11 protein-coding genes are annotated in these 13,702 nt (G+C 30.2%); 4 read left to right on the forward strand and 7 right to left on the reverse strand.

Annotated elements, in window-relative coordinates:
* Nucleotides 1-161: 161 nt before the first annotated feature.
* The 4 genes from Q0662_RS08610 to ettA all read left to right on the forward strand — a co-directional run bounded on the left by Q0662_RS08610 (nucleotide 162) and on the right by ettA (nucleotide 4,811).
* Complete coding sequence (locus Q0662_RS08610) at nucleotides 162-2,189, forward strand: NADPH-dependent 2,4-dienoyl-CoA reductase (protein WP_298948825.1); 2,028 nt, start codon at nucleotides 162-164, stop codon at nucleotides 2,187-2,189.
* Between the two features lie 32 nt (nucleotides 2,190-2,221).
* The gene (locus tag Q0662_RS08615; RefSeq protein WP_298948827.1) at nucleotides 2,222-2,767 is read left to right on the forward strand and encodes a hypothetical protein; all 546 of its coding nucleotides are present in this window, start codon (nucleotides 2,222-2,224) and stop codon (nucleotides 2,765-2,767) included.
* A 95-nt stretch (nucleotides 2,768-2,862) separates the two neighbouring features.
* A complete protein-coding gene (locus tag Q0662_RS08620) occupies nucleotides 2,863-3,045 on the forward strand; it encodes a CAL67264 family membrane protein (RefSeq protein WP_298948829.1) in 183 nt (60 codons plus the stop codon).
* A gap of 74 nt (nucleotides 3,046-3,119) precedes the next feature.
* The gene (gene ettA, locus Q0662_RS08625) at nucleotides 3,120-4,811 is read left to right on the forward strand and encodes an energy-dependent translational throttle protein EttA (protein ID WP_298948831.1); all 1,692 of its coding nucleotides are present in this window, start codon (nucleotides 3,120-3,122) and stop codon (nucleotides 4,809-4,811) included.
* 304 nt (nucleotides 4,812-5,115) lie between these two features.
* Here ettA and Q0662_RS08630 read toward each other — a convergent pair whose 3' ends face one another.
* The 7 genes from Q0662_RS08630 to Q0662_RS08660 form a co-directional block, all read right to left on the reverse strand.
* Nucleotides 5,116-5,358: a DUF6095 family protein gene (locus Q0662_RS08630; RefSeq protein WP_298948833.1), complete on the reverse strand. Its 243-nt coding sequence runs from the start codon at nucleotides 5,356-5,358 to the stop codon at nucleotides 5,116-5,118.
* Entirely contained in the window at nucleotides 5,348-6,166 is an 819-nt protein-coding gene (murQ, locus tag Q0662_RS08635) for an N-acetylmuramic acid 6-phosphate etherase (protein ID WP_298948835.1), read from the reverse strand. Before murQ ends, Q0662_RS08630 begins: the two co-directional genes overlap by 11 nt.
* 66 nt (nucleotides 6,167-6,232) lie before the next feature.
* Complete coding sequence (locus Q0662_RS08640) at nucleotides 6,233-7,066, reverse strand: DUF4249 family protein (protein WP_298948837.1); 834 nt, start codon at nucleotides 7,064-7,066, stop codon at nucleotides 6,233-6,235.
* A gap of 4 nt (nucleotides 7,067-7,070) precedes the next feature.
* A complete protein-coding gene (locus tag Q0662_RS08645) occupies nucleotides 7,071-9,449 on the reverse strand; it encodes a TonB-dependent receptor (RefSeq protein ID WP_298948839.1) in 2,379 nt (792 codons plus the stop codon).
* A 90-nt stretch (nucleotides 9,450-9,539) separates the two neighbouring features.
* Complete coding sequence (locus tag Q0662_RS08650; protein WP_298948841.1) at nucleotides 9,540-10,997, reverse strand: TolC family protein; 1,458 nt, start codon at nucleotides 10,995-10,997, stop codon at nucleotides 9,540-9,542.
* Nucleotides 10,998-11,000: 3 nt separating this feature from the next.
* Nucleotides 11,001-12,374: an ABC transporter permease gene (locus Q0662_RS08655; protein ID WP_298948843.1), complete on the reverse strand. Its 1,374-nt coding sequence runs from the start codon at nucleotides 12,372-12,374 to the stop codon at nucleotides 11,001-11,003.
* Between the two features lie 7 nt (nucleotides 12,375-12,381).
* Nucleotides 12,382-13,629, reverse strand: coding sequence for an efflux RND transporter periplasmic adaptor subunit (locus Q0662_RS08660; protein ID WP_298948845.1), 1,248 nt, complete (start codon nucleotides 13,627-13,629; stop codon nucleotides 12,382-12,384).
* Between the last annotated feature and the right edge of the window lie 73 nt (nucleotides 13,630-13,702).

The raw sequence follows: 13,702 nt of genomic DNA on the forward strand, positions 1-13,702 counted from the left end.
AAAATAAACATATCTTGCAAGTATTATGCGTGCATAATAAATAAAGAGAGTTTTTTGTCGCTCTGCCACAAAATTCAGTTGAAACTGTCATTCCTGTGAAAACAGGAATCTAAACTTTGATAGTTTTAAATTCATTTTTTTAATTAGAATAATATATTGAAATGAGTAAATATCCACACATTTTTCAACCCTTAGATTTAGGTTTTACAACCTTAAAAAATAGAATTTTAATGGGTTCTATGCATACTGGTTTAGAAGAAGAAAAAAATGGTATAGATAGAATTGCAGCTTATTATGCAGAACGGGCAAAAGGTGGCGTAGGTTTAATTGTAACAGGAGGTATAGCGCCAAATATACAAGGTTGGACAGGACCATTTGCAGCAAGAATGTCTACAAAAAAGCATGCAAAACATCATCAAAAAATAACAAAAGCAGTACATGAAGTTGGAGGTAAAATTTGTATGCAAATTTTACACGCGGGTAGATATGGATATCATCCTTTTAATGTGGCACCTTCAAAAATAAAAGCACCCATTAATAGATTTACACCTTTTAAATTAAAAGAATCTGGTATTCAAAGAACGATTAAAGATTTTGTGAGATCTGCAAAATTATCAAAAATAGCAGGTTATGATGGAGTAGAAATTATGGGTTCAGAAGGCTATTTAATCAACCAATTTATAGCAAAAAGAACCAATAAACGTACAGATAAATGGGGTGGAGTTTATGAAAATAGAATGCGTTTTCCTATTGAATTGGTAAAACAAACAAGAAAAGCCGTAGGCGATAAGTTTATTATTATTTATAGACTTTCTATGTTAGATTTGGTAGAACAGGGCAGTTCTTGGGAAGAAATTGTACAATTAGCTAAAGCAATAGAAAAAGCTGGTGCAACGATTATTAATACAGGTATTGGTTGGCACGAAGCTAGAATTCCTACAATTTCTACTTCAGTTCCAAGAGCTGCATTTACTTGGGTAACCAAAAAAATGAAAGCTGAAATTAACATTCCGTTAATTACTTCTAATAGAATTAATATGCCAGAGACTGCCGAAAAAGTTTTGGCAGAGGGAGATGCAGATATGGTTTCTATGGCGCGTCCTTTTTTGGCAGATCCAGAATGGGTACACAAAGCAAAAGAGGAAAGAGCAGATGAGATAAATACTTGTATTGGCTGTAATCAAGCGTGTTTAGATCATGTTTTTAAACAAAAAGTGGCCAGTTGTTTGGTAAATCCAAGAGCTTGTCATGAAACAGAATTAAGCTATTCTCAAACACGAAATCGCAAAAAAATAGCAGTAGTTGGTGCAGGTCCAGCAGGTTTAGCCGCTGCAACAATTGCTGCTCAAAGAGGGCATCAGGTTACTTTGTTTGATGCTGCATCAGAAATTGGTGGTCAATTTAATATGGCAAAACAAATTCCTGGTAAAGAAGAGTTTTATGAAACCATTAGATACTTTAATAAACAAATCGAAATCCATAAGGTAACCCTCAAATTAAATAAAAAAGTAAGTGTTGCAGATTTAGAAAATTCTGATTTTGATGCAATAGTAATTGCTACTGGCATAAAACCTAGAGTGCTAAATATTGAAGGTGTTAATCACCCAAAAGTACTTAGTTATATTGATGTTTTAAAACATAAAAAACCAGTTGGTAAACGTGTTGCTGTAATTGGTGCAGGTGGTATTGGTTTTGATGTTTCAGAATATTTATCTCACGAAGGTGAATCAACATCTAAAAATATAGATGCTTGGTTGCAAGAATGGGGAATTGACAAAACTTTAAAAGTCAGAGCAGGTATTGAAGGTGTGAAACCTAATCTTCATCATTCACCAAGAGAAATATACATGTTTAAAAGAAGTGCTGGTAAATTTGGAGGCAATTTAGGTAAAACCACAGGTTGGATTCATAGATCAACTTTAAAAAAGAAAAATGTACAGTTTATTGGTGAAGTATCTTATCAAAAAATTGATGATCAAGGCTTGCATTACACTCAAAATAATGAAGCAAAAGTTTTAGAAGTGGACAATGTTGTTATTTGTGCAGGTCAAATACCGTTTAAAGAACTGCATCAACCTTTATTAGATTTAGGTAAAAATGTACATGTTATTGGTGGTGCAGATTTTGCAAGTGAGTTAGATGCAAAAAGAGCTATAAATCAAGGAGCAAGATTGGCAGCTAAACTATAATCTTTTCTTATTTTTGTAAAAATATCTAAAACATGAAAAATTTAGTATCTATAATAATTTTATTTTTTAGCATTGGTATTTTTGCACAAGATGCACCAGAAATGGTAAAATACAATGCAAAAAATGCATCAAATATTTTTTATTATAAATTATCTGAAATACCAAAAGAGATTAAAGTAAAGGATGATGTAACTAAAAATAAAACCATAAAAGCGCTAAGAAATTACAACGATAAAATTAAAAAGATTTCTTTTTTAAATACACCAAACCTTCAAGAGTTAGACTTAATTGTAAATTCTGCTGGAAAACAACTTTATAAAGATAGAGATTTAGCTTTAAAAGTAAGAAAAAAAATAGAAGCCACAGTTTTGCCTATTAGAGACTCTGTAGTCGTTTACGAGAAGACATTAAACACTACTTTAAAAGAATTTTTATCTAAAAAACAATTTAAAAAGTGGTTAAAATATCAAAAAAGAGAAAAAAGAAAACTGATTCCACAACAAAAAAGTAGAAATACTAGACAACCTCAAAACATTAATAGAACAAGAGGTATGGGTATGGGGGGTAGAAGGTTTTAATAAAAATGATATTTACTTTTTTTTAAAAAAAAACAAAATTTTAGCATCCGAAAAAAACTAACGATATTTGTTTTTGAAACTAACTAATTATAAATATGGGAATGAATAAAAATACAGTACTTGCATGGGCAACTTTTATTATGATATTGGTAGGACTTGGCTTAATTGCCATGGGCGCTTTTAGATATGATGATGTTGCTGGCTGGGGTTTTGCTTCTGTAGGTCTAGGCTTTTTTGCAATTGCATGGGTATTTAACGCTTTAAAAGGGCGTGTTTAATTTATAAACAAATCAATTTTTCAATCGCCTTTTTCGGGCGATTTTTTAAATCTAATTTTTAAAATTATAGAATAATGAGTGATGATAAGAAGGTCATCTTTTCGATGAATAAAGTTTCTAAAACCTACCAATCTACAGGGAAACAAGTTTTAAAAGATATTTATTTAAGTTTTTTTTATGGAGCAAAAATCGGGATTCTTGGTCTAAACGGTTCAGGTAAATCAACCTTGTTAAAAATAATTGCAGGCGTAGAAAAGAATTTTCAAGGAGAAGTAACTTTTTCTCCTGGCTATAAAGTGGGGTATTTAGAACAAGAGCCTCAATTAGATCCAGAGAAAACCGTTTTAGAAGTTGTAAAAGAAGGTGTTGCAGAAACGGTAGCAATTTTAGATGAATACAACAAAATAAACGACATGTTTGGATTAGAAGAGGTGTATTCTGATGCAGATAAGATGGAGAAACTAATGAACCAACAAGCAGAATTACAAGACAAAATTGATGCTGCAAATGCTTGGGAATTAGATACTAAATTAGAAATTGCCATGGACGCTTTGCGTACACCAGAATCTGATAAAAAAATAGGAGTACTCTCTGGAGGTGAAAAACGTAGAGTAGCTTTGTGTAGATTATTATTACAAGAACCAGAAATTTTATTGTTAGATGAGCCTACCAACCATTTAGATGCAGAATCTGTACATTGGTTAGAACATCATTTAGCACAATATAAAGGTACTGTAATAGCTGTAACTCATGACAGGTATTTTCTAGACAATGTTGCAGGTTGGATTTTAGAGTTGGATAGAGGTGAAGGTATTCCTTGGAAAGGAAATTACTCTTCTTGGTTAGACCAAAAATCTAAAAGAATGGAGCAAGAAAGTAAAACAGCTTCTAAACGTCAAAAAACTCTAGAACGAGAGTTAGAATGGGTTAGGCAAGGGGCTAAAGGCCGTCAAACAAAGCAAAAAGCACGTTTAAAAAATTATGATAAATTATTAAGTCAAGACCAAAAACAAGTTGATGAAAAACTTGAAATTTACATTCCAAATGGACCACGTTTAGGAACCAATGTAATAGAAGCTCAAGGTGTTTCTAAAGCCTTTGGGGACAAATTATTATACGAAAATTTAGAGTTTAATTTACCACAAGCAGGTATTGTTGGTATTATAGGACCAAATGGTGCAGGTAAAACCACTATTTTTAAAATGATTATGGGCGAAGAAACTCCAGATAAAGGGAGTTTTCATGTTGGAGAAACTGCAAAAATAGCCTATGTAGATCAAGCACATTCAGATATTAATCCAAATAAAACCATTTGGGAGAATTTTTCTGATGGGCAAGATTTAGTAATGATGGGAGGCAGACAAGTTAACTCTAGAGCTTATTTAAGTAGATTTAATTTTTCTGGTTCAGAACAAAATAAAAAAGTAAATACACTTTCTGGTGGAGAACGTAACCGTTTGCATTTAGCAATGACCTTAAAAGAAGAAGGAAACGTATTGTTGTTAGATGAGCCAACAAACGATTTAGATGTAAATACATTAAGAGCACTTGAAGAAGGTCTAGAAAACTTTGCAGGTTGTGCTGTAGTTATTTCTCACGATAGATGGTTTTTAGACAGAATTTGTACACATATTTTAGCTTTTGAAGGGAATAGTGAGGTATATTTCTTTGAAGGTTCTTTTTCAGATTATGAAGAAAATAAGAAAAAACGTTTAGGAGGAGATTTAATGCCAAAACGAATTAAGTATAAAAAATTAATAAGATAATTTTTAAGAATTAAAAAAGAGTACTTTTAAATTTTGCCTTTACAAAACCTGCTAATTATGAATCTGTTTCTTTACCTCTAAAGCGTTCATTTCCATAATTAGTAATGTGTCTTTTAAAATCGAAATTATTAATTTCTTAGGCGCTTTTTTTATCAATAATAAAGCTGTATAACCTGCTTTTACTAGAAGTTTTGTTTCAATTTCACCTAGTCATAAGGCAATTGATTTTTTCCAATATACAGTTCTAACTAACGTATCTAGAAATGATATAATAACAATAATACCATCAGAATGCTACTTGTAATTAATTGTTAAAAATCGCTTTTAATAAAATTTTAAAAGTTTTAAACGCAAAAAAGATAGTAAAAACTAATAAGATAGCTGCTGCAGCTAAAATTAAGTAAGAAATGTATTCTTTAGGAGTATCTTTAAACTTGTTTAAAGCTTTATAACCCATGGTAAGGGTAATTGGTGAAGCAATAAATAAGAAAATTAAAACGGCTAAATACTTTAAGCCTTTGCCTAATAAATTAACGTTAGTACTCATTTTTATAATTTTCTATTGCGTTTCTAACATTGCCATATTTCTTTATCAAAATAGATGCTTCCTCTAAGTTGATATCTAGTTCTTTAGCAAGCATTTTATTACCTCTTTCTACTAGTTTATTGTTAGAAAGTTGCATATCTACCATTTTGTTACCTTTTACTTTACCCAATTGAACCATAGTAGCTGTAGACAACATATTTAGTACTAATTTTTGAGCTGTGCCTGCTTTCATTCTAGAACTACCAGTAACAAATTCTGAGCCCACAATTACTTCAATTGGAAATTGAGAAACTTGTGCTAATGGGCTATTTTTATTACAGGTAATACATCCTGTAATAATTCCATTTGAATTGCAATTTTGTAGTGCCGCAATAACGTATGGAGTGGTGCCAGAAGCAGCAATACCAATTACAATATCTTTTTTAGAAATTTGATGTTTTTGTAAATCTTGCCAACCTTGGGTTTTAGAGTCTTCTGCAAATTCTACGGCTTTTCTTATAGCAATATCTCCACCAGCTATTAGGCCTACAACCAATTCTTGGGGTACACCAAAAGTTGGTGGGCATTCAGAAGCATCTACAATACCCAATCTACCAGAAGTACCAGCACCAATATAAAAAAGTCTGCCTCCTTTTTGTAATTTATGTACAATTTTTTCTGTTAAAGAGGATATTTGAGGTAAGGCTTTTTCAACAGCCAAAGGCACAGTTTTGTCTTCAGTATTAATGTTGGTTAACAATTCTGTTACAGTCATCTTTTCTAGATGATTGTATTTAGAGTCTTGCTCTGTAGTTTTAATAAATTCCATTGCCATCAAAAATACAGAAAATATAATTTTAAAAAATTAAAAATTTTATTAGTTTTAAAATAGATTTTAATTACTCTTTTCAACTAAACTGATGGTAAATGTATCTGTTTCTGAAATATGAAAATAACCCAAAGGAAAATTACTTTTGTTGGTTGTATTGATCATGTTTCCTAAAAGTGAGGATGGAACAGTCTCAAAAGGACCTCCAGAATTTTGACCACTTTGATCTACCAATACTCTAAAGTAGGTAAAATATTCTTTTGTAATTCCTGAAATTTTGATATCGATTTCTTGTGGAAATTCAATATTTTCATCTTCATAAAAGTAAGAAAAATTGTAATTAGTACCATTAAAAAATCGGTCTTCAATTGTTAGAAAGTTATAGAAATCTATATTAAATAAATAATAATTTTCTTCTAAAATGTTATCTTTAAAACTTATTTTTAATTCAATTTCTTCCCCAGAAAATAAGGTTTTATCTCCTTGTTCTACTTTTGATAACGGCGTTGACTTCACTTTAGTAGCAGTACCTTTATAAGTTTCATTATCGTAAATAATTGTCAATTCGTAAGTAACATTATCTATAGGGATAAAAGGATTTAAGGGTTCGTAATTTCCATCAGCATCTCCATCAGAAAAATTAATAATTGTGTTGTTTGATAAGTCTGTTAAAAATACGGTTGCATTGGTTACAGTTGGAATTGTTTCTTCAAAATAATCGGCAGACAATCTAAGTTTTACAACAGTATTTGCGTTTACAGGTATTTTGTCAAAAAAAACTTCAAAAGATGCGTCAATAATTAATTTTGGTTGTATTGTAGGAACCTCTATATCTACAACTTTTTCGCAATTTGAAAAAAGCATAATCATTAAAACGGGTAGTATATATAATTTTTTCATGTTCTTAGAAGTTAAAATTATAAGTTACAGAAGGTACAATACCAAAAATAGAGGTTTGTACAGCTTCGTTTCTAAAGGTTTCTTGATTTTGTCTAAATGCTAATGAAGCTGCATTTTGTCTGCCATACAAGTTGTAAATACCAAAAACCCATTCTCCTTGCCATTTTCTGTTTTTATTTTTTTTGGGGGTTAATGTTGCAGAAATATCTAATCTGTGATAGGCAGGTAACCTATCTGCATTTCTTCTATTATCATCAAAAATAGGCACATTTAAACCTTGTATTTCATATTGACCCACTGGATAATTGGCAGGTTGCCCAGTTTGAAAAACAAAATTACTGTTGAATTTCCATTTTTCATTTAGTTTGTAACTTGCATTTATAGAAAAATCATGTGTTTTATCAAATGGTGTACTATACCATTCGCTATTATTGATACCTGGTTCATTAGCAGTTCTACCAGAAGTTAGTTGTTCTGATCTAGAAAGCGTATAAGAAAACCATCCTTGAAAATCTCCTTCGTTTTTCTTTAATAACATTTCTAAACCATAAGCACGTGCTTTACCATTTAAAATAACGGTTTCAATTTCGTTGTTTGCTACTAAATTAGCACCATTTATATAATCTATTCTATTTTGTATGTCTTTGTAAAACGCTTCTGTTTCTAATGTGTATTTCCCATCTTTAAAAGATTTAAAATAACCTACAGCATATTGGTCTAACAACTGAGGTTTTATATATTTTCCACTGGGTGCCCAAACATCTAATGGAGTAGGAGATGCAGTGTTAGACAGTAGATGTAAGTATTGTACCATTCTATTATAACTAGCTTTTACAGAAGTAAAATCGTCTATAATATAAGACATAGACACTCTTGGTTCTAAATTATTAAAGCTTGCAATCACATCACTTCTTTCAAAATTTTCTATTCCTGTAAGAGTAGCAGATTCGTATCTTTTAAATTCTTGATTATAAATTACAGCTTCATTATTTGCATACACATTTAATTCGTCTTGTCCTAAACGTGTAAAATTGCTATATCGTAAACCATATTGCATTCTAAATTTATCGCTGATTTTATGCTCTGTATTTAAGTAAAAGGCAAATTCATTGGCGTATTTGTCAATTAGCTTTTCTGCAACAATACCAGAATCTTCTCTGTTGGGTATAATTTTCCCTGGATTAAATTTTGTGTAAATGTTATTGATACCATAACTCAATTTTATTTTATCATTTACATAATGATTAAAATCGTACTTTATATTGTAGTTGGTTATGCCAGAATCCCATTCAAAACCTACAAAATCTAAGGTTAGCCCATAAAAATAATCAGAATAAATTAAAGATAAATTAGAAAACAATTTATCAGAGAATAAGTGGTTCCATCGTAAATTAGCTACCTGATTTCCGTAAGTATTTATAAAATTTTCGCTAATTCCAAAAAAATCTTTACCAAAATACCCCGAAAAGAAAACGCTGTTTCTATAGTTAATTCTGTAATTTAATTTGGTGTTTAAATCATAAAAATAAGCAATATTGTCATTGTCAAAAAGTGGTAAAAATAAATGTGCATAAGAAGATCTTCCACCAATTAAAAAAGATATTTTTTCTTTTTCAATAGGACCTTCAATTAACAATCTAGAAGAAACCAAACCAATACCACCAGTTACGTTAAAATCTTTGCTGTTTCCTTCTTTTTGATAAATATCTAACACAGAAGACAATCTACCACCGTATTTTGCAGGAATACCTCCTTTAAATAATTTTACATCTTTAATTACATCTGGATTAAAAACAGAAAAGAAACCAAATAAGTGAGAGGAGTTAAAAACAATAGCTTCGTCTAATAAAATTAAGTTTTGATCTGCTGCGCCACCTCTAACATTAAACCCTGATGCACCTTCGCCAGCACTAGTTACACCTGGTAATAAAATTAAGGATTTTATAATATCTGCCTCTCCTAAAACCACAGGTATTTGTTTTATGGTTGCAGAGGAAAGTTTGTTAACGCTCATTTGCGGCGTTCTAATATTTAGTTTTTCTATATTAGTTTCTAAAACTATCTCGTCTAAACTTTCTGTAGCTTCTTTCAGTTTAAAGTTTTTTGTTGTTTTTTCTAATAATTTTAAAGATGCTACAATGGTAGAAAACCCTAAATAACTTACTTGTACTTGGTAGTTTCCTTTGGGTATTGTAATTGAGTAGAAGCCATATTGATTGGTGGTTGTACCAATATTAATTTCTGGAAAATATATAGAGACTCCAATAAGCGTTTCATTATTTTTATTATCGTAAACGGTACCACTTAAAGTTATTTTTTCTTGACTGAAAGCAGTTATAGACAATAAAAAAAACAGGATTAGTATTTTTTTTGATAGCAACATTTTGTTTAATTGGTTGTTAAAATTGTAAAACAAAAGTACAACAGAACTTTGGTAAGAAAACGTTAAAAAGTAATTTTCTAAAATTATTTTCTAATCATAAATAATGTCTTTTACTTCAATTTTTTTGTTTTTTACAAAGTCGTATAAAGTAAGTCTTCTTAATATGTAATAGTCGTTCCAGAATTTTTCTAATGAATTTAAATACGATAGAACAGATCTGTCTTGCTCTTGTAATGCGATATTTAAGTCGGTTATGGTTATCTTACCTAAAATAAATCTCTTTTTGGCTATTTCATATCTTTTTAAAGCAATTTCTTGTGCCTTTTTAGTAGTTTCTAAAAAGTTTCGTTGATTCTGCCAGTTTAAAACATGTAAATAAATTTCTTGCTCAAACTCTTGCTGTTCTATTTTAATATTTGTGTTTACTAAATCTTTATTAGCTTCTACTAATTTTTTTCTAGACTTAGATACACCCCAGTCTAAAATTGGCATTCCAATAGATAAAACAACACTCTGTTGTTGGTTAAAGTTGTCGAATAAAGTATTAAATTGATTTCCTTGTTGAGAAATACCAAAATTTGCTCTTAAACTCATACTTAGTTTATTGTTCCCTTTTACTTCTGCAACGTCTTGTTCTGCTTGCAGTCTTCTTCTTCTAAATTCTATAACAGCTTTTCGGTTAGTTTTAGCCTCTTCTAAAGCTTTTTCTACTGTTACAGTAAAAGTTGATAACTCTTTTGGAGTAGATAATAAAATATTTTCTGTATCTAATACTAAGTATCTTGATAAATTTTGTGAAGCTCTTTTTAGATTAATTTCATTGGTAATTACTTCATTTTCTGAGTTTAAAACAGATAATTCTATTTGTAATAAATCATTTTCTGCTATTTTACCCATTTTAAATCTACCTTTAGAAATTTGGAATAAAGTATCTTGATTAGAGAGGTTAGATTTGGCAATTTTAGCCTGTATTTGAGACTTTAATAAAGCAAAATATCTTCTACTTGTATTTAAAGAAATTTGTTCCATACGCTCTATAAATTCTCTTTTAGCTTCTTCATAAAGAAGTGGTTCTATTTTCTTTTGCCATTTAAAAGGATTATAGAGTAAAGAATTTTGATTATAATTTAAAGAAAAAGGGATTACTGCAAAACCTGTAGATTCACTTGGCTCAAACCTATCTATTCTTTCTAGCTGAGAACTAACAGATATAGTACCACCAGTTAAAGCTATATTTTGATTTAAAGAGATACTTCCATCAAATCTTATTTGATTAGATCTTCTAAAATCATCAGAACCATCATCTAAAACTATTCTATTCACAGAATTTCTATATTGTGGTAAGGTTGCTTGTAAACGTAATTGTGGTAAAAAACCTGCTTTATAATTTCTATAACGCCAATAACTTGCTTGATTTTGATTTATTAAAGCCTTGTATTCTGGCGATTTTTCTTGAGCAATCGCTATTGCTTGTTTTAAGGTGATTTGTTGCTGACTAAATACTTGAATTGATAGAAAGCAAAAAAATGTAATTATAATATTTTTCATAGTTTATTCGTGTCTAATAGCTTCAATTGGGCTTTTGTTTGCGGCTGATCTTGCAGGTGCAATTCCGAATATTAAACCAATTAAGGTGGCCACAAAAAAGGATAATAAGATGGAACTAAGTGATAAAATAGTTTCGATACCTGTAGTTACTTCTAAAATATAGGAGGCCAAAACGCCCAAAGCAATACCTATAATACCACCACCAATACTTACTAATACAGATTCTGTTAAAAATTGTAGAATAACATCTTCTTGTGTAGCGCCAATGGCTCTAATAATACCAATTTCTTTCGTTCTTTCTAAAACTGAGGCTAACATAATATTCATAATACCAATCCCCCCAATTAAAAGAGAAATACCAGCAATAATACTTAGTACAATATTAAAAATTTGCTTTGTTTTTTGTTGTTGTTTTAAAAGTTGAATAGGTATTGATATTTCAAAATCTAACATTCCATTATGTCTTCTTTTTAACATTCTACTTAAAACATCTGCAGTTGCATTTAGTTGATTAGAGTTTTCTACCTGTACTACTAATTTGTCCAACTGATGATAGTTACCTCTAGGAATTCTCTTTTTAGGCCCTTGTTGACCACCACTACTAATAAACACACCACCACTAGAAATTTCTATAGTTTTATCTGATATTATCTTTCTGTCTTTATATCTTACCAAAAAAGTTTGTAGAGGTATATAAACATCTTGGTTCATGTCTCTAATACCTAGGTTTTCTTGTGCAGTATCTGAAATAAATTTCTCTTCAATAACACCAATAACTTGTAGCCAAACATCTTTAACTTTTATTCTTTTTCCTATAGCACTTTCTCCTGTAAATAATTTTTTTTCTATTTTTTTTCCAATAATACAAACAGGTAATGCATTTTCTGATTGTGCTGAAGAAAAGTTTTTGCCACTTTCAATATCTATGTTAGAGGTTTTAAAATAGTTGTTAGAAACGCCAATTAATTTTACAGGATTTTGTCTTCCTTTTTTTATCACATAGGTTTCTAAAACAATTTCTGGACTTACTGTTTTTATAGAAGGGATGGTTTTTTGAATACTTTTTACATCCAATAAATCTAAACCTTTAGAAAAACGTTTAGATTCTGTTGTGCCATCATCTGAATCTTCTTCATTGCCATCATCTTTTTCATCTGGTATTGGTGTTATAACAATATTGTTTACACCTACCAATTCTAATTGTGCTAAAATTTCTTTTTCTGCACCATTACCAATGGCTAGCATTGTAATTACAGCTGCAACCCCAAAAATAATACCTAAAGAAGTTAGTAAAGTTCTTACTTTGTTTGATGCAATAACACGCACAGCTTCAGTAAAGTTAGACTTTAGCTTTTCTATATAAATTTTATCGAACATAGAAATGCTAGTTTAATTTTACTATTGCGCTTTTGTCTAATCCTTCTGGTTTGTTTAAGTACACTTCGTCGTTTTCAGATAAGCCTTCTTTTATAATTACAGAATCGTTGTTAGAATCTCCTATTTTAACTTGTTTTTTATTGATAGAAAAACCAGACTTTTTAAATACATAAGTAATAGAATCTTGTGTAAAAACAGCTTCTAAAGGAACGCTTAAAACATCTTTTCTTTCGAAAGTTAATATTTTGTTAGAGGTTGTCATACCAGGTCTAATACTTTTATCTATTTCCTTTAGTTTAATTAAAACCTGAAAAACTTTAATATCAGAACCTCTTTTCTTTTCGCCAACATTTGCTACATCTGTAACAACACCTTCTAATTCTACATCAGGAAAAGCATCAAAACCTACTTTTACAGGTAAACCTTCTTCCACTTTTCTAATATCTACTTCATTTGCGTAGGTTTTAGATTCCATTTTGGTTAAATCTGGTAAGGTTGCAATAGATGGTTGCCAAGGGCTGATTGTAGAACCAACTTTTTTCTTAGTACCATCCCAGTTTTTATCGTAAGTAATCATACCATTACCATCAGAATAAATGGTAAAAGATTCTAATAACTTTAAAAGATCGTCTAATTCTTTTCTAATTTTAGAAACTTTAGTACCAACTTCAACCATTTTAGCGTTAGCTTGTCTCTTTTTTATTTTATAGTTTTCTTGTTTTTCTCTAAAATCTCTCTCTAATTTTTCTAGTTTATTCTCTAGACCTTTAATAGTTGCTGGTGGCTCATAAATAGATTGTTTTAGTTCTAGTTTGGTTTCTTCCATACTAAAACGTAAATCTTTTACAGCGTTTCTTTCTTGTTTTAAGGTAAGTGTAGTGTCTAACTGTTGTTGTGTAAATTTAGATTCTTCAGCTTCTAAGTTTAGTCTTGCATCTAAAATCAATTCATTTACTCCAGATGGATCTAACTTTCCAACATAGTCTCCTTTTTTTACAATAGTTCCTTCTGGCACTAAATCTTGAATTTTAATATCTCTTAGTCTAAACTTTCTTAAGTTTGGTGGTCCTGTAATTTTTTTAAGACTGGTAGATTGTACTTCTCCAGAAGTTACTACTTCACTTATAAAATTCCCTTTTCTTACTTTAGAAGTAAGGTATACTTTATCGTCTGAAGAAGGAGAAAAATAACTGTATATTAAGTAAGAAATCACTAAAAAAGCTACTGTGATTATTGCAATTCTTTTTTTGCTCATTTTTTTGGGTTGATTATTAAAAACCAAAGCTAAAAAAAAATGAGAGCCAAAAGGCTCTCATTATGTTAATATC

The sequence above is a fragment of the uncultured Polaribacter sp. genome (genome assembly GCF_947503855.1).
GTDB lineage: Bacteria > Bacteroidota > Bacteroidia > Flavobacteriales > Flavobacteriaceae > Polaribacter.

Bases quoted from the DNA above. Each gene is read 5' to 3' on its own strand.
- Q0662_RS08615 (WP_298948827.1), top strand. From the start codon at position 2,222: ATGAAAAATTTAGTATCTATAATAATTTTATTTTTTAGCATTGGTATT.
- Q0662_RS08660 (WP_298948845.1), bottom strand. From the start codon at position 13,629: ATGAGCAAAAAAAGAATTGCAATAATCACAGTAGCTTTTTTAGTGATT.
- murQ (WP_298948835.1), bottom strand. From the start codon at position 6,166: ATGGAATTTATTAAAACTACAGAGCAAGACTCTAAATACAATCATCTA.
- Q0662_RS08630 (WP_298948833.1), bottom strand. From the start codon at position 5,358: ATGAGTACTAACGTTAATTTATTAGGCAAAGGCTTAAAGTATTTAGCC.
- Q0662_RS08640 (WP_298948837.1), bottom strand. From the start codon at position 7,066: ATGAAAAAATTATATATACTACCCGTTTTAATGATTATGCTTTTTTCA.
- ettA (WP_298948831.1), top strand. From the start codon at position 3,120: ATGAGTGATGATAAGAAGGTCATCTTTTCGATGAATAAAGTTTCTAAA.
- Q0662_RS08650 (WP_298948841.1), bottom strand. From the start codon at position 10,997: ATGAAAAATATTATAATTACATTTTTTTGCTTTCTATCAATTCAAGTA.
- Q0662_RS08620 (WP_298948829.1), top strand. From the start codon at position 2,863: ATGGGAATGAATAAAAATACAGTACTTGCATGGGCAACTTTTATTATG.
- Q0662_RS08655 (WP_298948843.1), bottom strand. From the start codon at position 12,374: ATGTTCGATAAAATTTATATAGAAAAGCTAAAGTCTAACTTTACTGAA.
- Q0662_RS08645 (WP_298948839.1), bottom strand. From the start codon at position 9,449: ATGTTGCTATCAAAAAAAATACTAATCCTGTTTTTTTTATTGTCTATA.
- Q0662_RS08610 (WP_298948825.1), top strand. From the start codon at position 162: ATGAGTAAATATCCACACATTTTTCAACCCTTAGATTTAGGTTTTACA.